Here is a 21,295-nt window from a genome sequence, read left to right as displayed (position 1 = left end):
AAAAATAATCAGAAGTGCTAATCTGAAAGAAAACGGAATTTTGGGAGGGTGGCATGAAGCAATCTCTATCCATTTTATTATTGGGTTTGTTTGTTTTAACGGCCTTAGGCTGTGAGCAGGATTTTCTAAACAAACCAAAAACTGAAGCACGAAGTATGATTATTGCTGGCGTACCTGTACAGGAAAGGGACTATCGTCTGTCTCCGCACGAAACTGCATATAATGAAGCACTGTCAGATGATGATTAGCATGACTTGGCTATTTTTATAAAATCAATTGTATTTAATTTATACAGTAAACTAATTCGCTAAAAATAATAAAATAAATAGTGAATAATTTTAATATTTAAAAAAATCACTCAAATAATTAGGGAAATATTCATAAGGTTTCCAAGTAGAATAACGCGATAAATCAATCATCTACTATGGAATTAATGTGGAATCAATTTGGATTTTAGGTTCGATTGCAGCAGCACTTTTACTGGGCGCAATGAGTCCGGGGCCGACTTCAATCTATGTCGCTAAAAATTCAATCGCTATTTCGCGTAAACATGGTTTATTTACTGCACTGGGAACTGGTCTCGGTGCTGCGATTTTTGGTTTATTGGCAGTATTAGGTTTACAGGCATTCTTACTTGCAGTGCCTTCAGCATATTTGGCTTTGAAAATCTGCGGTGGATTATATTTATTGTTTTTGGCTTATAAAATTATCAAACATGCCAAAGATCCAATCGAAGCTGATCATTCTGCATCGCATCCGATGAGTTTACGACGTGCATTTACCACAGGCTTAATTACTCAATTGTCGAATCCTAAAATTGCCATTGTACTTGCCAGTATTTTCACAGCTTTATTACCCAAAGAGATTCCGTTGTATTTTTACTTTGTGTTACCAATGCTGTGCTTTTTTATCGATGCTGGTTGGTGCTCGTTGGTGGCGGTTGCTTTATCAGCAGAAAAGCCACGTGCGGTGTATTTAAAATTTAAGAAAGTATTTGATCGTGGTGCGGGCATTGTGATGTCTGTACTCGGATTGAAGTTGATTTTTGGTGTGAGGTAGATCACATTTTTAATATTGTCTAACAATTTTTATGATCTGACCTGAATTCACATTTGCCAGTCCTGATCAGCTATAAAGAACTGAGGAGAGGTTGTTTAGGGTGTAAACATCTCTCATTGTTTGTGAGTTTGTTATGTATTCTCTCCTCAGTAGTCATTCCAAAAATAAAAGTCTACAACAAAAGTTCTACTATCAATTGGGTCAAATGGCCAAAAACCTTTTGGGTGCAGTAGAGCCAGAAGAACAAGCACTTTTACCGCGCGAATATAATTTAGACGCGCATGTTTTTCATCGTCAATTCGCGAGTACGCATTATGGAATTATGATTCCAGATTTACCTGAGCCTTTTCGATATCTGTCCTATGCTTCTGTCATTGGTGATGTCGGTGCGAAGATAACGCATTTACCCAAGTCGATTTCTGGTCTTAGTCCTGAAAATACCGCTACTTTGGTTCATGGAACAGCCTTATCGACAGATGAAGAAGCCTTTCGCATTTATAACATTCAAGACGACATTGTATTTCATCAAAAGCCATTTAAGGTTGAGTTTGGTCGAGAATCTTTCCTTGCTGAAATTGAAGGGAGTTATCATCTAGTATCTGAACGTGATGATCTGCAAGTTGATCTTTGGTTAACCCCAACGCCTGCCATTACGTGGTTTGCACATAGCATGTTATATCAGCACTTTAGTGTATTGATGCAATATGAAGGTCATCTCACCCAACATGGAAAACGTGTTGAAGTTAAAGGGTTATGTACACTTGAACATTGGAAAGCAGTCTCAAGCTCAATGTTGCCGAGTCCCATTAAACCGACCACAGGATTGGTGCCGTTAGACAGTTTTAGTTATCAAGTCATCAACATAGATGATGAGTCACAATTGGTTTTGGCCTATATCGGTTTTGCAGGTGAACCTACTTATACCGCTGTGTCTTACCGCCATATTGATGGTACCTCCATCCAGTATGATGGTGAGGTTGCTTTTCAAGTGATTGCATTAAAGCCTGATCCGAAAATAACACCTGACGGTTTTGAAATGGAGGTGCCCCAATCTTTTAGATGGATTGCGCATCATCAAGGTGAGAAAGTGTTAGATATTCTTGCGGTGGCAGATACGGAATATTGTTATGGTTTAGCCGCAGGTTATGTGAGTTCTTATCAGTGGAGTGGTTTGCTGAATGGAACTGAACGTAAGGGGCGAGGTTATGTTGAATATATCGACCGAAGACAGAACGTAAATTTAGACACCTAATTTTTGATTTAAATACGCCCGTAAAAAAGCCTCTAAACGTATTAGAGGCTTTTTTAAAATCTTATTTCTTACATTCAGGCTGTGAACGGTCAATTACTTGTGTACCTTCTACACGATAACCAATTTGACCAACAATGAATGCTTGATTCAATTGAGTGATCACCACATCAGAAAGAGCCACAGCGCAACGGTTTTTTTCAATAGCACGATCTACAGCAGTTTTAAAGTTTGGAACCCCTAAAGGGAACAAGACAACTGGGACCTTATCTTCACCTGTTACACGTTCACCTTTCACAAACTGATTTGAGTTGAGATTGTAGTTTTTAGTTGAAGCAACAGTCATATCAGCCATACGAACTGAACACCCTGTCGCCAATACTGAAGTTGCTGCGATAATTGAAATTAATAATTTTTTCATTAGTTTACCCCCGTTTTTAAGCGAGGGAACTTTAAATAATAATACTTGAAATTTCAACTATTACGTGCCTTTAGTTTAATCTTTAAAGTGAACCGGTATCCATTGGTAGCTTTGTCCATCTTTGGAATAAATGTGCCCAAGCCCCGGGAATGGTAAATGCGGTGCCGCAATCAGCTGTCCGTTTTTAGCATATTCAGCAAAGTGTTTTAAGCGTGTTTCTACGGCTGCTTTTGGATCAATATCGAATTCGATAGCAGTTTCGGGTTTGTCGAACTGCAAGGTATGTGAATGTACGATGTCACCAATAAACACCACGTCTTGATTATCAGCTTTCAGTTTAAAACTGTAATGTCCTGGGGTATGACCAAAGGATGGTTTAAATTCGACATCACCAAAGCGTAAAGATTTGTCTGAGAAGACTTTAATCTGTTTGGCTTTTTCATATGGCGCAAGCGCTGCTTTGATTTTTTCAACTGTTCCTAAAAAGCCTGCTTGCTTATCTTTTGGCAGTTTTTTTACGGTGTTTGGACTCAGCCAGTAATCGTATTCAGTTTTGGCAATATGCAGGGTGGCGTTTGGATAATTCGCTACGCCATTGTTTGAAATACCGCAAACATGGTCAGGGTGTAAGTGAGTGAGGAAGATACCATTCACTTGCGTAGGCTGATAACCAGATGCTTTGAGGTTGTTATAGATTGAACCTAAATGTGCGCCAAAGCAGCTAGCAGCTCCGCTGTCGACCATCAGCAGTTGGTTGCCTGTATTGATGAGAAAGGCGTTGACTGAGGTTTGTATGCCTTTGTCGTTCACCGCAGCGTATTTCTTTAGGATTTCAGTTTTATCAAAGTCGCTTAAGCCTTTAAACATAGATGGATTGAGATAGTTTGTACCATCGAGTAGGGCGGTGATTTGGGTGTTTCCGATTTGGTGATGGTAGTAGCCAGCGACTTGTTTTTGAGGTTGTACTGTTGATTCAGTAGCCTGAATACCAGAAGAAATGGTGGATAGAGATAGTGCTAGACAAGTGTATTTTATAAGTTTCATCGCTATTTATAGTCATCAGGTCGATATTTTATTTTTAGCACAATTTTTTATTTTTTTCATTTCAGCTTTTACAGCAATAAATCGCATAGGTGAATTATAAAAAGACTAATCAATGAAACATGATTAGCACACAAGCGAGATCAACTCATGGCTAGATAGAAACACAATTGGTGAAATGAAAATAAGGAAATAAAAATGTCGACGATGCGTGCAGTTGTCTATTATGGTGAAAATGATATTCGTTTTGAAGAGCGTCCAAAACCACAAGTGATTGATCCCACAGATGCTGTAATTAAAATTGTGAAAACCACGATTTGTGGGACAGATCTAGGGATTTGGAAAGGTAAAAACCCTGAAATTGAAGAAACTGCAAAACAAAAAACAGGCAGTTTTAATGGTCGTATTTTAGGGCACGAAGGCATTGGTATTGTTGAAGAGGTAGGCAGTGCTGTAAAAAACTTTAAAAAAGGTGATCGTGTCATTGTGTCTTGTGTCAGTCGTTGTGGTACCTGTGAAAACTGTCAAAAACAACTCTATGCACACTGCCGTAATGATGGCGGTTGGATTATGGGTTATATGATTGACGGGACACATGCCGAATATGTGCGTACACCTTTTGCAGATACCTCACTGTATCCACTGCCTGAAGGCTTAAACGAAGAGGTTGCAGTTTTTCTCTCTGATGTTTTACCGACTGCACATGAAATTGGCGTGCAATACGGTGATGTAAAACCAGGTGATGTGATTGCAATTGTCGGTACAGGTCCAATTGGTATGGGTTGCTTGTTAACCTCACAGTTCTATTCACCTTCGCAAATTATTGCAGTCGATATGGACAATAATCGCCTTGCTTTAGCTAAAGAACTAGGTGCAACGCACACCATTAACTCCGGTAAAGAAGATGCGGTAAAACGCATTTTAGAGTTAACTGATGGTCGTGGTGTGGACTGTGCAATGGAAGCAGTAGGCATTGAGCAGACTTGGAATATTTGTCAAAATATTGTGAAAGAAGGCGGGCATATTGCCAACGTGGGTGTGCATGGTAAGCCAGTGAATTTTGAGCTGAATAAACTGTGGATTAAGAATCTCACCATTACTACAGGTTTAGTGAATGCCAACACCACAGGGATGCTATTAAAGAGCTGTTGTTCGGGTAAGTTGCCTTTAGAAAAGCTTGCAACGCATCATTTTAAATTTGATGATTTTGAAAAAGCGTATGATGTGTTTAAACATGCTGCTGATGAAAATGCCATGAAAGTAATGATTGAAGTGGCTTAATTACTTCTAAAATTTAGTAAAAGGCTTCTTCGGAAGTCTTTTTTATTATTCTAGATGATTGCACAGCTCGCCAAAATCTTATCTATATAAAGTCCTTTTCAGTTATAGCATAAAGATATCTATTACAGTGTCGTTTAATAAGGTTGTTAACCCAATAAATCTTATTAGTATCAGAGGTTTCCTCTATAAAAACTAATTTATTAATTACATTTTCTTCAGGGTAGTTTTCTAATTCTTTTGAAATATAATCTCTTATTTGGTCACTGTAGGAATTTTCTTTGAGTATCAAATAAATATGTGGTGAAATAGGAAAAATACATTCAAACTCCTTATTATTAAAATGATCGAGCTTATAATTTATACATGGATTATCTGAAGTGATAATATTTATTTCTGTACAATTTTTAACTATATGAAGAGTATTTAAATCTTTGAGTAAAGATAAATGTAATTTTTCATTTATGATTAAGGATACATATATAGAAATGGTATACATTTCCTCATATGTTAAATCAGGATGATATTTCTTAAATTCAAAATGAGCCTTATCTAGCACCTTTCGAGTTCTAAGAAATTGTAGTGTCATATAAAATAATAACTCTTGATATTCTTTCTTATCTATATGAAGGTTCTCAGATTGAATAATTTTTGTGATGATAGGTGATGCCTTACTTTCAAAATATGAAAAATATTCTTCGATAATATTTGTTTGAAACTCTTTTATGATTTCATTCGTTTCACCATCTGTTCTAATTTTTTCATTAGGATAAATGTTCTTAACTATCTCCCATTTTAATAAAATCCGATTTATAGATTTAATAACTTTTTTATAAATTGTTGTGTTATGTGCATCTAGTATTTCTACAATATTTTCTAAAGCCCTTATAGCTTCGTAACTTAAAGGTCTAATTCTATAAAAGAATTTACTATAAGCTGTAGCATTAGTTTTGACTAGAAATGGCTTTGATTTCAAATCACAGGCAAAGATTCTATCTTGATCTTTACTCCAAGCCTTTAAATAAAATTGGCTAACATAGTGTTGTTTTTTCTTTAAATTCATAATTTCAAAATTAAAAAGCCCCACTAAAATATAGCAGGGCTCTTTATAAGTATATATATGTTAAGACACTTTATCACCCGGTTTAGCACCAGATTCAGGTGAAATCACCCAAACGCCGTCGCCATTACCCGCAGCGAGTACCATACCGTTAGAAATACCAAAACGCATCTTACGTGGTGCAAGGTTTGCCACCATCACCACCAATTTGCCTTTTAAGTCTTCAGGGTTATAGAACTCACGAATACCGCTAAACACGTTACGTGGTTCAGCTTCACCAACATTTAAAGTGAGTTGTAAAAGTTTATCCGAACCTTCAACGTGAGCTGCTTCTAAAACTTCAGCCACACGTAGGTCAACTTTCATAAAGTCTTCGATACCGATAATTTCAGCTTCACCTACTCTCGACTCAGCTTTCTTCTCTTTGGCTTTCTCTTTTTTCTTTTCAGCTTTTGGTGCTTCCGCAGGTGCAGCTAAAGAATCTTTAGATGCATCGACCATTGCAGCCACAGCTTTTGGATCTACACGTTGCATTAATGGTTGGAACAATGCGATTTCATGTGCAACCAAAACTTGCTTACGAGATTCAAAGTTGAAGCTGTCTAATTGTAAGAATGCTTGAACTTGATCTGCCAAAGTTGGAAGTACAGGTGCAAGGTACACCGCCAATTGACGGAATAGGTTAATACCGACAGAACATACGTCATGAACTTGTTGTTCTTCGCCCTCAATTTTCGCAAGTGCCCAAGGCTTTTTCTCATCGATGTATTGGTTGGCTTTATCCGCAAGCGCCATGATTTCACGGATTGCAGTTGAGAATTCACGTGATTCGTATGCTTGCGCAATTGAATCACCAGCATCAATAAAGCTTTGAACCAACTCAGGCTCTGCACAAGTCGCAGACAATTTATTGTCAAATTTCGTGTTAATGAATTTCGCACAACGACTTGCGATGTTCACCACTTTACCAACAAGGTCAGAATTCACTTTTTGAACGAAATCATCAAGGTTTAAGTCAGAATCTTCAACTTTGTCAGAAAGTTTAGACGCAAAGTAGTAACGTAAATATTCAGGGTTTAAATGCTCTAAATACGTTTCCGCTTTAATGAACGTACCACGAGATTTAGACATCTTCTGACCATTTACAGTCAAGAAACCGTTTACGAATAGGCTTGTCGGTGTACGGTAGTTGGCACCTTCAAGCATTGCAGGCCAGAACAATGCGTGGAAATACACGATGTCTTTACCAATGAAGTGATACACCTCATTTTTAGAATCTTTTTTCCAATAGTCATCAAAGCTTAAGTCAGGACGTTTAGTTTTGATGTAATTTTCAAAGCTCGACATATAGCCGATTGGCGCATCCACCCAAACATAGAAGTATTTGTTTGGAGCATCAGGGATTTCAAAACCGAAGTAAGGCGCATCACGAGAAATATCCCAATCCGACAAACCTGCTTCAAACCATTCATCTAACTTGTTGGCAATCGACACAGGTAAACGACCTTCGTCACGTGTCCATTTTTGTAGGTATTCACCAAAGTTCGGTAGTTTAAAGAAGTAGTGATCTGAAGATTTCTCAACAGGAGTCGCACCGCTCAAAGTTGATTTAGGATTTAACAATTCAGTTGCATTATATGTTGTACCACATACTTCGCATGAATCGCCGTATTGATCTTCCGCTTTACATTTCGGGCATGTGCCTTTAATAAAACGGTCAGACAAGAACATGCCTTTTTCAGGGTCGAATAACTGGGTTACAGGACGAACTGCAATATTTCCTGCTTCACGGTTCTTAATATAAATCTCAGAAGCACGTGCTTGGTTTTCAGCGCTGTTGGTTGAATCGTAATGATCGAAATCAACCTTGAAGCCGGCAAAGTCACGCTCATGTTCTTTTTGTACATTGGCAATTTGCTGTTCTGGAGTAATACCGTTGGCTTCAGCACGTAGCATAATTGCTGTGCCGTGAGCATCGTCCGCGCAGACATAAGTCACGTTATGACCCATTGCACGCATCGCACGTACCCAAATATCTGCTTGGATATAACCGAGTAAGTGACCCATATGGATCGGGCCATTGGCGTATGGAAGGGCGTTAGTGACTAAGATATTACGCACGGATCTGACTCTCTCATTCGTATTTTATGCAATGGGCGATAATTTTACATGAGATAGGCGAGACTTGCATGAGCCTTTTGATGAATTCTTATTTATTAACAAAGTTAGAGCACGTGGAAAGGCTACTTTGTTACAGACTTATCAGGGATAATAGATATCCTGCTATTCACCTGAGTGTTTGACCATGTATGACGATTTTGATGATTATGAAGATGAGCAACCTGTAAAACGCATCAAATCGAATGTGCAGGGCTTACCAACTCTGGGTAAGCAAATTCTTAATCAGGCACAGGATTATCTTGATCAAATCTCGCAAGGCGAACATACACTTTTAGTCAATCATTTACGTGAACTTGCCCAGCAAGATGAATATTTTAATGTGCTTGCCGATCAGTTGGATCAACCTGTCGGTTCGAAAGTTGCCAATGATGCGTTAAACTTGATGCACTTTTGGCAACAAATTCATGCTTATGAAGATGTGCAAAGTTTTAACTTACTTGATGTTATTAACACTGAAGCTTTTCAAAAAGATGTGTTGACCGCTTTCGATGCTATGCAGATCGATGAGCAGAATAAAGCCTTGCGTCGTCCTGTGATTATCGAAGCTTTTAAAATGTATAAACTCGGCTGTTATGCAGGTTGTGTGCCTTTACTCTATGCACAGTTGGAAGGGCTGTTGACAGATGTACTGATTCAACAAGCATTCTTAAAACAAAACGGCACCAAGTTTGTCGATGTTTATAAAATTGTACCGGGTTTGAAAGGCAATGAAATTAAGAGCCTTTGGCATAAATCTAAGATAGCCATTGAGCTTAATCCATACTTTGCAGAACTCGCGGCTTATAAAATGGATTCAAGCTCGAATGTGACCGCGACACGTCATAATATTTTGCATGGCACGGATGTCGAGCATTTCACACAAGCACGAAGCTTTATTTTATTTATTTGGTTGTTTTCTGCATTGAACTTTATGTCGAGTATTCGCTCCTAAATTCATCATTTTAAACTCAAAAGTTACAGCGTAGTGTTGTTCTACATCATCATGTGAGAAATTGTAGTGATTCGAAACATTTACGATGAGCACTGCAAATCTTCGATATAACTTAGATTCACTATCAAAGCGATAAAGAGGATTGAAGATGTCGAATAATAAAATTGATGACTTAAAAAACAAAGCTTCAGAACTCGGCGATGATCTGAAATTGAAGGCGAAGGAAGCTGAGCTGAAAGGCGAGAAAGCATTGGATCAAGTGAAGCATGGTGCAGCAGAAGCCAAGCTTGAAGGTGAAAAAAAACTGAATGATCTTAAACATGATACGCAGCAAAATTCTTCTGAAGCGCATTCAACTTTAGAAGATTTAAAACATAAAGCGGTAGAATTAAAAGAGCAAGCAGCAGATAAATTGCATGACCTGAAAGATCAAGCGAGTGAAAAATTTGCGGATCTTAAAGCAAAAGCATCAGAGAAAATTGATCAACTGAAAAAGTAAATTGATCACAAAAAAGCTCATCATCAGATGAGCTTTTTTTTTAATTTTTTCTAATCCATTCGATTTTTCTAATTTCATTATTCACCACAGTAAAGGTGTAAATCAGATCATGAAATTCGTAGGTATAGCTATAAGCCATAAAACGATTTTTTCCTTCTTTCCATTCATAATGTTGTGTTGAAGTCGGCGTCTGCTTCATGTGTGAGCTTAATTTTGCATAAGAGTCACCTAAGCTGATGATTTGTCCAGAAGGAGTACGAAAACTTCGGGATTCATTGGCGGCATAACCTAAAATTGGTAGAAGCAGCATTGTGCTCATTAAGGCAGTTATTGAGCGTGTTTTTAATTTAAGTTTCAGATTTCTTTGTTTTAAAGACATATCGAAGTGTTATCTTGGTTTTATATTCTTTTCAATTTTAATTTGAAAAATTCTCTATTGTGTTGCTATTTGTTGAAAGCATGAATCACTTGCAACATGAATCAAGGCGTTTAACAGTGAAATCAAGTTTATAGCCTGTATCAATGACAGCATTCGCAATACGCCAATAAAAATAATAAAAAAGCTGACTAATCTAGTTGGAATTCGACTAACATATTTCTAATCAAACGGGGATCAATATATTGTTGCTTAACCTTGTTGATATTTCTCGTTAAACTATTCCTTTATCAGTTTCTGTCCAGACTTGGAGTACGGTATGTCGTGGCTTTCTTCACTCAAATCTGTTTTTTCACCCTCAAAGGAGGTGAATGAAGAGGCTGTACAACACGTATTACAACACTACGTTTTGCCGAATTCTGACAATTTTTTGAAAGATCGAATCACACAGGTGAATGTTGAAGGTGATGTACTGCAAATTACCATTAATACCGTGCCAAGTGAAAAAGATCAGTTACAGCAAATTCACGATGAACTCGCTGATGCTTTGGAAAAGTGTGGGATTAAAGAGCTGAATATGCATGTCATTCAGCAGAAAACAGGAAGTCATGCTCAACAACAAGGTGGTTGTGGGCACAACCATGCAGCAGGTGAAAGCTGTTCAAGCAAAAAAGCCGAAGCCCCAAAATCCAATCTGCCTCCTGTTGTAGATGCATCTGCAAGCCAAGATGCGGTAAAACAAGCGAATGCGAATTACCAACCTCAACAAGAAGAAGCACCGATTCAAAAAGCTGCACCACAGCAACGTGATGTACCTAAGCATCCACGTATCCAGAACGTGATTTTAGTTTCGTCAGGTAAGGGTGGTGTAGGGAAATCAACCACTACGGTAAATTTAGCTCTGGCATTACAAAAGCTCGGGCTGAAAGTAGGTGTGTTGGATGCAGATATCTATGGTCCAAGTATCCCAACGATGCTTGGCAATGCCGGTAAAACCCCAATGATCGAGGCAGAACATTTTGTACCGTTGGATGCTTTTGGTATGGCGGTGTTGTCAATTGGTCATCTGACAGGAGATCACAATACTCCTGTGGCTTGGCGTGGTCCAAAAGCAACAGGCGCATTGATGCAACTGTTCAACCAAACCCTTTGGCCTGATCTTGATGTATTAATGATCGACATGCCACCAGGAACAGGGGATATTCAATTAACTCTGGCACAACGTATTCCAGTGACCGGTGCAGTGATCGTGACGACACCACAAAATGTCGCATTGATGGATGCGACCAAAGGTATTGAATTGTTTAACCGTGTTCAAATTCCTGTGATGGGCGTGGTGGAAAATATGTCGACACATATTTGTTCAAACTGTGGCCATGAAGAGCAAATCTTTGGTACTGGTGGTGGCGATAAGTTATCGGAACAATACGATATTCCATTACTTGGACGTTTACCATTGAATACGAAAATCCGAGAGCATGCCGATGAAGGTAAACCATCTGTATTGATTGGTGATGATGCAGCAGATAGTTATATTGAAATTGCACAGAAGATTGCAGCTGCATTGCCTAAAGCTGAAAGAGATCAAAGTCGGATTTTCTAAGTATTTGAAAAGACTCAATGTTAAACCTGCCTAAGTCTTACTTAGGCAGGTTTTTTTGTTGACCGTTCGTCGTTTTAGGATTATTTACTCTAATTTTTCTACCTAAAATATTTTGTGAAATTTCACGTTATATGGGTATAGAAATGCGTTCAATCACTGCAATGAAGATGGTTATGATTTCTCTCATTCTGTCAACGACAGCTTCTGCTGCTATTATTCCTTATGTTGATTATCCTGAAGAATTCCAAAAGAAATCTTTAAATATTCAGGTTCAAGAAGCTGAACAACAGTCAAATTAATGCTTGAACTTAGCATCACAGCGTGAATGGACTGTGATGCTGAATTTCATCGATGAAGAACGTGCTATAAGCATTTTTGCAAGAGTGCATCATGTTTTTCGTTTCGATTACATTGTGTGACTTCAGAGTTATAATTTAAATGACAAACTAACCTGATGAAAAATATTACAAAAAAATTGTGTTTCATTCTTGAGAAATTTTCACACAAATAATATTTTGCCAATTGAAATAATCCTGATTAATCTGAGCGCATTATCAGCGAGGTCATCCTATGATTTCATGGCTCTTTATTGCGTTGGTTACCACGATTTTATTCACACCCGGACCAACCAATACTTTACTTGCATCTTCAGGCATACAGGTAGGTATTAAAAAGTCATTTCGCTTAATACCCGCGGAAGCATTAGGCTATCTTATTGCCATCACTGCATGGGGATTTTTAATTGGTCGTGTCACCACTCATTTGCCAATTTTGCCAGTGATATTAAAATTATTTAGTTCATTCTATATTATCTATCTGGCCATCAAATTATGGCGCACTGCCAACGTAGAACATCAGTTGAATCAGCCCACCATCAAAGCTTCTGAATTATTCTGTGCAACTTTACTCAATCCTAAAGCTTTGCTTTTTGCCTCGGCTATTTTCCCTGCAATTGTTTGGGTGAGTGTAGATTATTATATTGCGCACATGTTGATGTTTATTTTATTGATCCTACCCATCGCTTTTATTTGGACACTCATTGGGTCGCTGTTAGCCAATAATAAAATTAAATGGGTAAACCAGTCCAATATGCAAAAAACAGCATCCTTAGTCCTGATGAGTTTCTCAATTCCAATGAGTTATTCTGCATTGTTAAGTCTTTAAGATGATTCACCGCAGCAGACTGAACAGGAATACAAATCGTGGGTTATTTCCATTGACGGGGTTTTCAGTTAAAGTACAGCGCAGTAATTGAATATGTATTCTGGGAATAAATAAATGGCTATTAAGTCTGATCGTTGGATTCGCGAAATGAGCGAAAAACACGGCATGATTGAACCGTATGCAGAAAACCAAGTTCGTTTAGATGAAAATGGTCAAAAACTCATTTCATATGGCGTTTCAAGCTATGGTTATGATGTTCGTTGTGCGCGTGAGTTCAAAGTGTTCACAAACGTTCACTCTGCTATTGTTGACCCAAAAAATTTCGATGATAAAAGTTTTATCGATATCGAAGCTGACGTGTGTATTATTCCACCTAACTCATTTGCACTTGCTCGTACAGTAGAATACTTCCGTATCCCACGTAATGTCTTGACGGTGTGTTTAGGTAAATCAACCTATGCACGTTGCGGTATTATTGTAAACGTGACGCCACTTGAGCCAGAGTGGGAAGGTCATGTGACCTTGGAATTTTCAAATACAACCAATTTACCTGCACGTATTTATGCTGGTGAAGGTGTTGCTCAAATGTTGTTCTTTGAGTCTGATGAAGTGTGCGAAACATCTTATAAAGATCGTGGTGGAAAATATCAAGGTCAAACAGGTGTAACTTTACCTAAAACCTAAGTATTGAATTGTAAGACTTCATGCAAAAAGCAAACTCAATGAGTTTGCTTTTTTTATAAGTATTTGAAAAAATGAATTTATTCATTTATCGGAAAAAATGCCAACCCAATCGCAATTTTTTGCAAATTCTACTTCATTTATATACTATAAACTGTGATGTAATCTTAATATTAAAAGAGAAGCATGGAATTCTTCTCTGAACAATTAAAAATATAAATATGGTGCAAGGCATCGTATACGGGAAGGTCGAGATGGCACTTAATTATACGAACATATTTAATCAGACTTTACTTGCAAGTTTAATGACGCTTACTACGGTTTCGGTCTATGCATTGCAGCCTCTTTCGGATGAAAATTTAAGTGCGACGACTGGTGAGGGTGTCGCCATGATTCCTCAAGATGCTTATTTTGTTTTTCAAGGGGAAAATTCAACTGCGGCAGATTTAATGAATCGCCAAAAAGATACCGGATATATTCATCTCATTCCAGTGGGTCCTTTAACGGATGCAGCATTGGATACCAATAAAAATGGAACAGTAGGGTCAGAAGATCATTCCGTGGGTAAGGCTGATTTGTTCGTGTATGGTCTCGCATTATCTAAATCTGATAATAATCACAATACGCGCTTAGCTGCGACAGATAAAGATGCACGTATAGGATCATGGGGAACAGCAACCAATCCATGGCTACTTCGAGTCGGTACTGAAAATCAGGTTCCAAATTTTGATTTAAATAAAACATGTATAAGTAATGATCCTAGCTGTCAGGTTCCATTCTTGACGCTTGAAGCTCCATTAATGGACACAGTTCGTCCTACGGATGCAGCCAGTGGTCTTGATGCTTACAGATTGAAGATGGCCATGTGGGCGGATGCTTTTGTGCTTGATCCTTCTCGTAAAGAAGGGGATCCACTACTTTACCAATTGGGTGAAAAAGCAGGAACGAGTAATGCGGATCGAGCTAATCGACTTCGTTTACAGGCCATTTGGAATAATTTTTCCATTAATGGAAGTAATATAAAAATCTTTCAAACTTTAAATGGTGCAAGTAACCAAGCAGGCATGAGTGCATTTTATAACAACACCTTGGGTGTTGCTGGACTTTTGCGTTTGAACTCAGGTGATGGTCAAAATCTGACGACGGGGAATAAAACAGCCAATATTCTTAGACTGAGTACGCGTGAAACATCAGACACTCCTAATTTACAAACCCCTGCCATCAACAATACTCTGGCACCAGTATTTGATGCCAATGAGGGTATCTTTATTCATAATTTGAATGCCAATATCGTATTGGGTTCACTCTATCAGCCTTTGATTCTAGGCTCTGATGGTAAAAACTTTAGTTTGGAACTCACGCGTATTCCAAATAAACCTGAAATTTATAAAAAAATATACACAGATTATAGCAATCCAAACTCGACAGAATATGCGGGCTCAACCTGTAACTTTTATAAATGTGGTAACAATGGTTTGAATGGCTATCAAGGGACGAATGCAACACATAGCAGTATCACTATTGGAAGTACTTCTTATAACGCTGCGAATAATACTTTAAGTGCTTATAAAGGATCAGATGCAGTAGGTATAAGTTTTGGTGCAGTCAATCCAATTCCCCAAACGCCTAATGCCGCATTGCCAGCATCAAATTTTAAAAATATGGGTTCTGCGGTCATTGATGGTGTTCTTATTCAGCATATGAAAATCACCACAAAAGGATTATAGGAGAGCATTCATGAAAAATTCATTAGTCGCTGTCCTATTCAGTGTTATAGCATCAATGACTTATGCACTTGAGCCCATGTCAGATGAAGCTTTAAAAAATGTTGAAGGACAAGCTGGAGCTGATCTCTCATTAAAACTTTCTTTAAACCAAAAGTTAGTGACTGAGAATAATGTTCAACGATATGTGTTTGATGATGCACTGTGTAAGGATGTGGAATATTGTCGTCTCGCGCTTGCTGTCAATAATCGCTATATCAAAGATGGTCAAGCAAGTAGTACAGATGGTTTTAAATTATGGCTTGTTTTTAAAGGGATTCAGGGCACTCTAAATATTCAAAAGATTGGCTTGGATGGTGTAGATCTCAGCTATAAAAATGATTCTGGTACTGATCAGCTTAAAGCAGCGATGCAACTGAGCTTTGATGCATCTAAGCCAATTCAAATTCGTAATTTTGGTTTTGATGCTTTGGCTTTTGGTCAGGATAAATTTACCAGCAATGCCACCACTGAGGGTGTAGGAACAAGTCCTGCTGACTATGGTTACCTGCAAGTGACACGTTATGATTCATCTAACGCTCCTCGTTCTGCATATGACCATGGGCGAGAAACTGGTTTTATGGGTTTAAAAATGAATGGTAATTTAGCTGTTCAGGGTAAAGTCATGATGTTTGGTTGTGACGGCAGTCACCAGCGTTGTTGAAATTAGACATGCATAAGGAAATGTGATGAACAATAAAAAATATAATCACAGCTCATTGCTGGTTATGAATGCATTAAGCCTGAGTATCTTGCTTGCAAGCGGTCATGCCATGGCTTTAGAAGTGATGCATGACGAAGCTTTGCGAAATGTCAATGGTCAAGATGGTGTGCATATCTCGACAACATTGACTGAAGCAAACATGGATCAGGTCTATTGGCAAGATCAAGCTGGTCGTGGCAGTAGTGGAGCAACCAATAATACATTGCAGGCAACAGCAGATAATGTCTCTATTCGAAAAAGTAATGTCACTAATCAAACATTAGGGGCAGATATTAAAATTAATGCTGGAAGCAATGCGAACCAAGCAGGTTTAGACTTCAATGCCAGTGTGACACCTGCTTTAGTGACCATGAATAATCTCAGAATTTGTGATAACGAAAGTTCAAGCCGTTGTAGTTTTTCAATGGGTCAATTGGCTTTACAAACTACTTCGAATACTGATTTATCGCTTAGAACGATTCACGGATTATTCAGCAAAGAGAATCTTAGCGAAATCGCACTAGGGATTAAAAATGCCAATATCTATTTAGGGCAGACTGACGCACGAAACCAACTCAACCAACTTGTTTTAAACAACTTCAATTTCAACTTCAAAGCACGTGGTGCCATGTTTGTGGATGAAGTTGAGGGATTGAGAATGCAGTCGAATACACGTACAGGGTCGACAGATAATGTTGCCGGTATGAGTAGTACGCCTAATGATAATTTGGGTTATGTGGATTTAAACCGTGTTGCAAATTCGGCTTCAAAAAAAGCAGGATTTATTAACACAGGAACCTATGGCAATGGTAAGTCAGGTGCTGAGGGTGAAACAACAAACTCAGGTCTAAATATTGAAGTAATGTTGAATAAGAACGTGAGTTCAATTGACCCATATGCTTTAAATAGCAATACGAATAATCCTCAAGGAGCTAAAGGTCTCATCCGTGTAGGTGCCAGCGGGCGAATGGTCAATTCATCGTTGCAATTTCGTGGTACAAAAGGCAATGAAAGTGTTCTAGGAAATGCCAATAGTCCAACAGCTTCATCTAGTAATAGTGTAATTGGTGATTCTGGAATCGGATTCCGTATGAAAGCTGACTTTACCAAAGACAATGATTCAATGCTCGGAAGTGATGGACAAGCAACGACTTTAGAAATTGGGGGGGCAGGTCTAAATGCATACGGTTTTGAGTTTAGTAACTTAACAGGGTTAAGACCAAATACTCGAGCATCTTTTGACAGTGGTAATGTGTATCTCAATTTAGCCGATACAAAAACACTGCGCTTACCTGAAAACGAAGTGTTCCAAAAAAGTCGTTTTGGTAATGGAAGTTATTTAACCTTAGCAACTGATTATCAGCACCAAATTCATAATGCAGTAACAGGTGATAATCCATACAGCTTGATTGCTGCGATTCGTGGTGCTGAATTTCAGTCTATTTCCCGCCGTGGACGTTTTACCAATAGTGCAGGAACACCAGCAGCTAACTTGTTTGCGAATACAAATGTTAAAAATGAGTGGGGCTTGGCACTGCCTTTTTATAATCTGAATGCCAATCTTGCTCTATATGGAACATCAGTTCGTGCAGATCAAGCTTTTTATTACACATTAGCAGGCTCCAATGTTGTTAAAAATATGATTGCTACAGCGGGTAATACCTCTAGAATTGGTTTGTCTTTTGCAATGAGTACCTCTGGGGTAGATCGAGCTAATGGTCAAGCGCTAGGTAATAAAACCACGTCAATTTTAGTGGTTGATGGAGGTAAGGTGGGCAGTGGAGATACGGCAACATCAACCGATTACTATATGGGTTTACGTAATATTGATCTGTACGCGAAGGGTACAGGAAATATGGGCGTAGAAAATGGTAGTGTAAATGTCAGTTTACGCGATATGTTGATTGTTTTATCAACAGAAGTTGCTGCGGGTTATCTGCCAGGTACCATTTATAAAACCTGTAAATTAAATAGTGGAGCAGCAGGATGTGCTACGCGAAGTTCATCACCAGACAACAATTTTGCTTTAGCTGATGATGTGATGTTTGTGGTGAAATCACGTCTTGGTGGTGATGTTGATTTTTCTTTAATTCCAAATAATGCTGCTGAAGATGGTCAGAGCTTAACTTTTGTGGGTGAATTAGAGCTGAAAGGTGACAATAACACCTTCCAAATTACCGATCCTCATAATGGTTCAACACTTGGTTTAGACCGTTTGACAGGTAAAATTGCATTTAATAATGCATTGGTTGTTAGTAAAGATCAAAATGGTGCGGGACAATTTGGTGTGAATGCTGCCTTGATGTTTAATCCTCAAAAGACAACTTCGGGTGTTTTTAGAGCAAGAGACATCAACTTCTATCCTCCAACTGTAGGTGCTGGCGCTCGTTTAGGCGAATTGGCTATTACTGGCGGTCGCTTGAATAGTGAATTGCGCATTACACCTCGAAATTAATAAGTAAATATGGAAAGTTGAGGGATAGACTCATGAATATGATAAAAACAAAACGATTCAGTTTACTTATTTTGACCACTGCGGTGGGATTCCCGTGTTTTGCTATGCAACCATTAGATGATCAGTCTCTTTCATCTACTACTGGTCAAGATGGGATCAGCATTGGTATTGGAATGGATAAGATCGAGTTCACACAGGCTGCGATCATTGATCAAGACGGAATTAAAGATCCAATATTAGGAAAAAATTATTCACAAGCAGCTGGCTTAGTGGTCGCAGGTCCAACTGGTAATCCAATTCAGGTTCAATTTTTAGGGCATACCCCTGGTTCGTCTACAATCAATGCAAAAATTGATACAGACGGAGGCAATGGCACGCCATTTGCCAATATAGGTATCACTTTTGCGGAGCAAATTACTGGGTTTAAATTGAGTCCATTCGCACTCTATATCGCCAGCAGTAATCAGGTGTCTAGTACTACGCAAACTAAATCGATTTATAATGATCTGAAGCAATTGGTGCCTGGTGTCGCTAAAATTTTAGAAATAGGCAGTGCTGATAGAAACTTTGAAATTACATTAAATCAATCCCAACGTCCTCAGATCAATGTTCAATTAGGCAATGTGCCACAAGGCTACATGGTCCAGTTTGGAGGCGCAATTCAATCAATCTGTGGTACAGGCTCAGGCTGTCCTATTGCATTCGTATCTGGTAATTCTTCTGCAAAATTCGATTTTCAGGCTAAAGCTACTGATCAAAACAATGGCTTTTCATTATCTGGTTTCCATGCAGGTGTTGCACCTTCAGGTATTTACATCGGAAATACAGGACAATCTAGTAAAATGAATGTTGCTCTCAACAATGTGATCTTGGGACGTGAGGGGGCGAGTAGTCCGACGGTCTTTAATGGTTTAGCGAATGGCTCAATGGGGAGCTTTGGGGCTATTGGTACATCTGTGAAAGATTTGAAAGTGAATATCAACGGTCTATAAAAAATCCCGCGAATAGCGGGATTTTTTATGCTCAAATTATTGGGCGATTCTAGCGAGTATTTCTTCTTTACTCAGGTTGCTTGATTCAGTATCAGAACGACCTTTGTACTCAAAAGTACCCGCATCTAAACCTTTTTCACCGATAACAATACGGTGCGGAATACCTGTTATTTCGATATCGGAGAATTTAACGCCTGGTCGTTCATCACGGTCATCTAAAAGCACGTCATAACCAGCAGCTTGAAGTTCTGTATAAAGTGCTTCAGCAGCCTCTACAGTACGAGGTGATTTATGAGCATTCATCGGAACGATTGCGACATGGAAAGGTGCAATAGCAGCAGGCCAAATAATTCCTTTTTCATCGTAATTTTGTTCAATGGCAGCCGCGACTACGCGAGTCACCCCAATTCCATAACAACCCATTGTTACAATGAATGGTTTACCATCCTTACCTAATACTTTGCAGCCCAGAGCTTCAGAGTATTTTTGACCTAATTGGAAAATATGACCAACTTCAATACCACGTTTAATTTGAAGTACACCTTTACCATCTGGAGATGGATCTCCCTCAACAACATTGCGAAGATCATAAACTTCAGTGAATTGAGCATCACGCTCCCAGTTCACACCCGTCGCATGTTTACCATTTTCGTTTGCACCTGCAACAAAATCAGACAATACTGACGCTGCTCGGTCAACGATGACATTAATCCCTTTTTCGACCAGACCTTGAGGACCAACAAAACCAGCGGTTAAGCCTAAAGCACTCAGTTGTTCTTCAGTTGCAAATGTAAGTGGTGATGCAATCAGCGGATGTTTCTCAGCTTTGATTTCGTTTAGCTCATGATCCCCACGAAGGAACAGTGCCACGACAGGCGCAGTTTTACCTTCTTCAGCGATTCCTTGTACCAACAAAGCTTTGACAGACTGTTTTGCATCGGTACCTAAGAAAGCAGATACATCAGCTATAGTTTTTTGATTTGGTGTTTCAACAATTTTTAATTCTTGAGTTGGTGCAGCACGCTCACCTACAAGAATCGCTTCAGCCATTTCAATATTGGCTGCATAATCTGATTCAGTTGAGAATGCAATATCATCTTCACCGCTAGATGCCAATACATGGAATTCATGCGAACCTGAACCGCCAATTGAACCTGTATCCGCCTGAACTGGACGGAAGTCTAAACCTAAACGAGTAAAAATACGGCAATAGGCATCGTACATCGTGTCGTAAGTTTCTTGTAATGAGGCTTGATCTGCATGGAATGAGTAGGCATCTTTCATCACGAATTCACGAGAGCGCATAACGCCAAAACGAGGACGCACTTCATCACGGAATTTAGTTTGAACTTGGTAGAAATTAGCGGGTAATTGTTTATAACTTTTGAGTTCGTTACGCGCTAAATCAGTAATGACTTCTTCATGTGTAGGACCGAGAACAAACGGGTTGTTGTGACGGTCATTGAAGCGTAAAAGTTCTGGACCATATTGCACATAGCGACCAGATTCTTCCCATAAACTTGCTGGTTGGGTCACAGGCATCAATACTTGTAGTGAACCAGCACGGTCCATTTCTTCGCGAACAATCGCTTCGACTTTATTTAACACACGTACGCCCATTGGCAACCAAGAATATAATCCTGAAGCCAATTTACGAATCATACCCGCACGAAGCATCAGCTGATGAGAGATTACTTCAGCATCACTTGGGGTTTCTCTTAACGTTGCAAATAAAAAGCGACTCGCGCGCATGGAATTTGTCCTAATAATGAGCGTTAAAGCATAAGATTATACGATAAAAAATGAGGTGAGCATTTTGAATGACACCTCATGACAATT

Annotated in this window: 19 protein-coding genes and 1 pseudogene; 14 read left to right on the top strand and 6 right to left on the bottom strand. The window is 38.8% G+C overall.

The annotated features are described in order from the left end of the window. Positions 1–53 precede the first annotated feature (53 nt). The 3 genes from AC1M9J_RS10050 to AC1M9J_RS10040 all read left to right on the top strand — a co-directional run bounded on the left by AC1M9J_RS10050 (position 54) and on the right by AC1M9J_RS10040 (position 2,311). A complete protein-coding gene (locus AC1M9J_RS10050) occupies positions 54–248 on the top strand; it encodes an NF038215 family lipoprotein (RefSeq protein WP_035267295.1) in 195 nt (64 codons plus the stop codon). 187 nt (positions 249–435) lie between these two features. After that, complete coding sequence (locus AC1M9J_RS10045; RefSeq protein WP_481596336.1) at positions 436–1,059, top strand: LysE family translocator; 624 nt, start codon at positions 436–438, stop codon at positions 1,057–1,059. 133 nt (positions 1,060–1,192) lie between these two features. Then, on the top strand, positions 1,193–2,311 hold the full coding sequence (locus AC1M9J_RS10040; RefSeq protein ID WP_481952251.1) for a DUF6670 family protein: 1,119 nt from the start codon (positions 1,193–1,195) through the stop codon (positions 2,309–2,311). A 61-nt stretch (positions 2,312–2,372) separates the two neighbouring features. Here the strand turns inward: AC1M9J_RS10040 and AC1M9J_RS10035 are convergent, their stop codons facing one another. Both AC1M9J_RS10035 and AC1M9J_RS10030 read right to left on the bottom strand, forming a co-directional pair. Continuing rightward, the gene (locus tag AC1M9J_RS10035) at positions 2,373–2,729 is read right to left on the bottom strand and encodes a hypothetical protein (protein WP_035267298.1); all 357 of its coding nucleotides are present in this window, start codon (positions 2,727–2,729) and stop codon (positions 2,373–2,375) included. 75 nt (positions 2,730–2,804) lie between these two features. Then, positions 2,805–3,773, bottom strand: a complete 969-nt coding sequence (locus AC1M9J_RS10030) for an MBL fold metallo-hydrolase (RefSeq protein WP_481952250.1) — start codon at positions 3,771–3,773, stop codon at positions 2,805–2,807. A 195-nt stretch (positions 3,774–3,968) separates the two neighbouring features. On the opposite strand from AC1M9J_RS10030, the gene AC1M9J_RS10025 reads away from it, so the two are divergent. Further along, entirely contained in the window at positions 3,969–5,051 is a 1,083-nt protein-coding gene (locus AC1M9J_RS10025; RefSeq protein WP_481952249.1) for a zinc-dependent alcohol dehydrogenase family protein, read from the top strand. 82 nt (positions 5,052–5,133) lie between these two features. On the opposite strand, the gene AC1M9J_RS10020 is transcribed toward AC1M9J_RS10025, so the two are convergent. Next, the gene (locus AC1M9J_RS10020; RefSeq protein ID WP_481591606.1) at positions 5,134–6,111 is read right to left on the bottom strand and encodes a DUF4238 domain-containing protein; all 978 of its coding nucleotides are present in this window, start codon (positions 6,109–6,111) and stop codon (positions 5,134–5,136) included. Between the two features lie 60 nt (positions 6,112–6,171). Continuing rightward, positions 6,172–8,229 (bottom strand): methionine--tRNA ligase, encoded by a 2,058-nt coding sequence (gene metG / locus AC1M9J_RS10015; RefSeq protein WP_481952248.1) that lies wholly within the window; start codon positions 8,227–8,229, stop codon positions 6,172–6,174. A gap of 184 nt (positions 8,230–8,413) precedes the next feature. Between metG and AC1M9J_RS10010 the strand changes: the two genes are divergently transcribed. Then, positions 8,414–9,220 (top strand): hypothetical protein, encoded by an 807-nt coding sequence (locus tag AC1M9J_RS10010; RefSeq protein ID WP_481589080.1) that lies wholly within the window; start codon positions 8,414–8,416, stop codon positions 9,218–9,220. 148 nt (positions 9,221–9,368) lie between these two features. Beyond that, positions 9,369–9,719, top strand: a complete 351-nt coding sequence (locus AC1M9J_RS10005) for a hypothetical protein (protein WP_481952247.1) — start codon at positions 9,369–9,371, stop codon at positions 9,717–9,719. Between the two features lie 40 nt (positions 9,720–9,759). Here the strand turns inward: AC1M9J_RS10005 and AC1M9J_RS10000 are convergent, their stop codons facing one another. Continuing rightward, positions 9,760–10,029: a hypothetical protein gene (locus AC1M9J_RS10000; protein ID WP_481952246.1), complete on the bottom strand. Its 270-nt coding sequence runs from the start codon at positions 10,027–10,029 to the stop codon at positions 9,760–9,762. 385 nt (positions 10,030–10,414) lie between these two features. Here AC1M9J_RS10000 and apbC point away from each other — a divergent pair, with 385 nt between their 5' ends. The 8 genes and pseudogenes from apbC (at position 10,415) to AC1M9J_RS09960 (ending at position 19,456) form a co-directional block, all read left to right on the top strand. After that, on the top strand, positions 10,415–11,698 hold the full coding sequence (apbC, locus tag AC1M9J_RS09995) for an iron-sulfur cluster carrier protein ApbC (protein ID WP_481952245.1): 1,284 nt from the start codon (positions 10,415–10,417) through the stop codon (positions 11,696–11,698). A 143-nt stretch (positions 11,699–11,841) separates the two neighbouring features. After that, positions 11,842–11,997, top strand: coding sequence for a hypothetical protein (locus AC1M9J_RS09990; RefSeq protein WP_179999384.1), 156 nt, complete (start codon positions 11,842–11,844; stop codon positions 11,995–11,997). A 271-nt stretch (positions 11,998–12,268) separates the two neighbouring features. Next, a complete protein-coding gene (locus AC1M9J_RS09985) occupies positions 12,269–12,862 on the top strand; it encodes a LysE family translocator (protein ID WP_180028060.1) in 594 nt (197 codons plus the stop codon). A 114-nt stretch (positions 12,863–12,976) separates the two neighbouring features. After that, positions 12,977–13,546, top strand: coding sequence for a dCTP deaminase (gene dcd / locus AC1M9J_RS09980; protein WP_004694514.1), 570 nt, complete (start codon positions 12,977–12,979; stop codon positions 13,544–13,546). 218 nt (positions 13,547–13,764) lie between these two features. Further along, a pseudogene (locus tag AC1M9J_RS09975) lies at positions 13,765–15,174 on the top strand (hypothetical protein); the annotation flags it as partial. A 106-nt stretch (positions 15,175–15,280) separates the two neighbouring features. After that, positions 15,281–15,970, top strand: a complete 690-nt coding sequence (locus AC1M9J_RS09970; RefSeq protein ID WP_179999378.1) for a hypothetical protein — start codon at positions 15,281–15,283, stop codon at positions 15,968–15,970. A gap of 25 nt (positions 15,971–15,995) precedes the next feature. Beyond that, positions 15,996–18,464 (top strand): DUF6160 family protein, encoded by a 2,469-nt coding sequence (locus tag AC1M9J_RS09965; RefSeq protein ID WP_481952244.1) that lies wholly within the window; start codon positions 15,996–15,998, stop codon positions 18,462–18,464. Between the two features lie 32 nt (positions 18,465–18,496). Beyond that, positions 18,497–19,456, top strand: coding sequence for a DUF6160 family protein (locus AC1M9J_RS09960; protein WP_481952243.1), 960 nt, complete (start codon positions 18,497–18,499; stop codon positions 19,454–19,456). A 36-nt stretch (positions 19,457–19,492) separates the two neighbouring features. On the opposite strand, the gene AC1M9J_RS09955 is transcribed toward AC1M9J_RS09960, so the two are convergent. Beyond that, the gene (locus AC1M9J_RS09955; RefSeq protein WP_481952242.1) at positions 19,493–21,208 is read right to left on the bottom strand and encodes a proline--tRNA ligase; all 1,716 of its coding nucleotides are present in this window, start codon (positions 21,206–21,208) and stop codon (positions 19,493–19,495) included. Positions 21,209–21,295 lie beyond the last annotated feature (87 nt).

This window comes from Acinetobacter sp. ANC_7588, from assembly GCF_056783995.1.
This window is presented reverse-complemented; position numbering and strand designations above follow the sequence as displayed.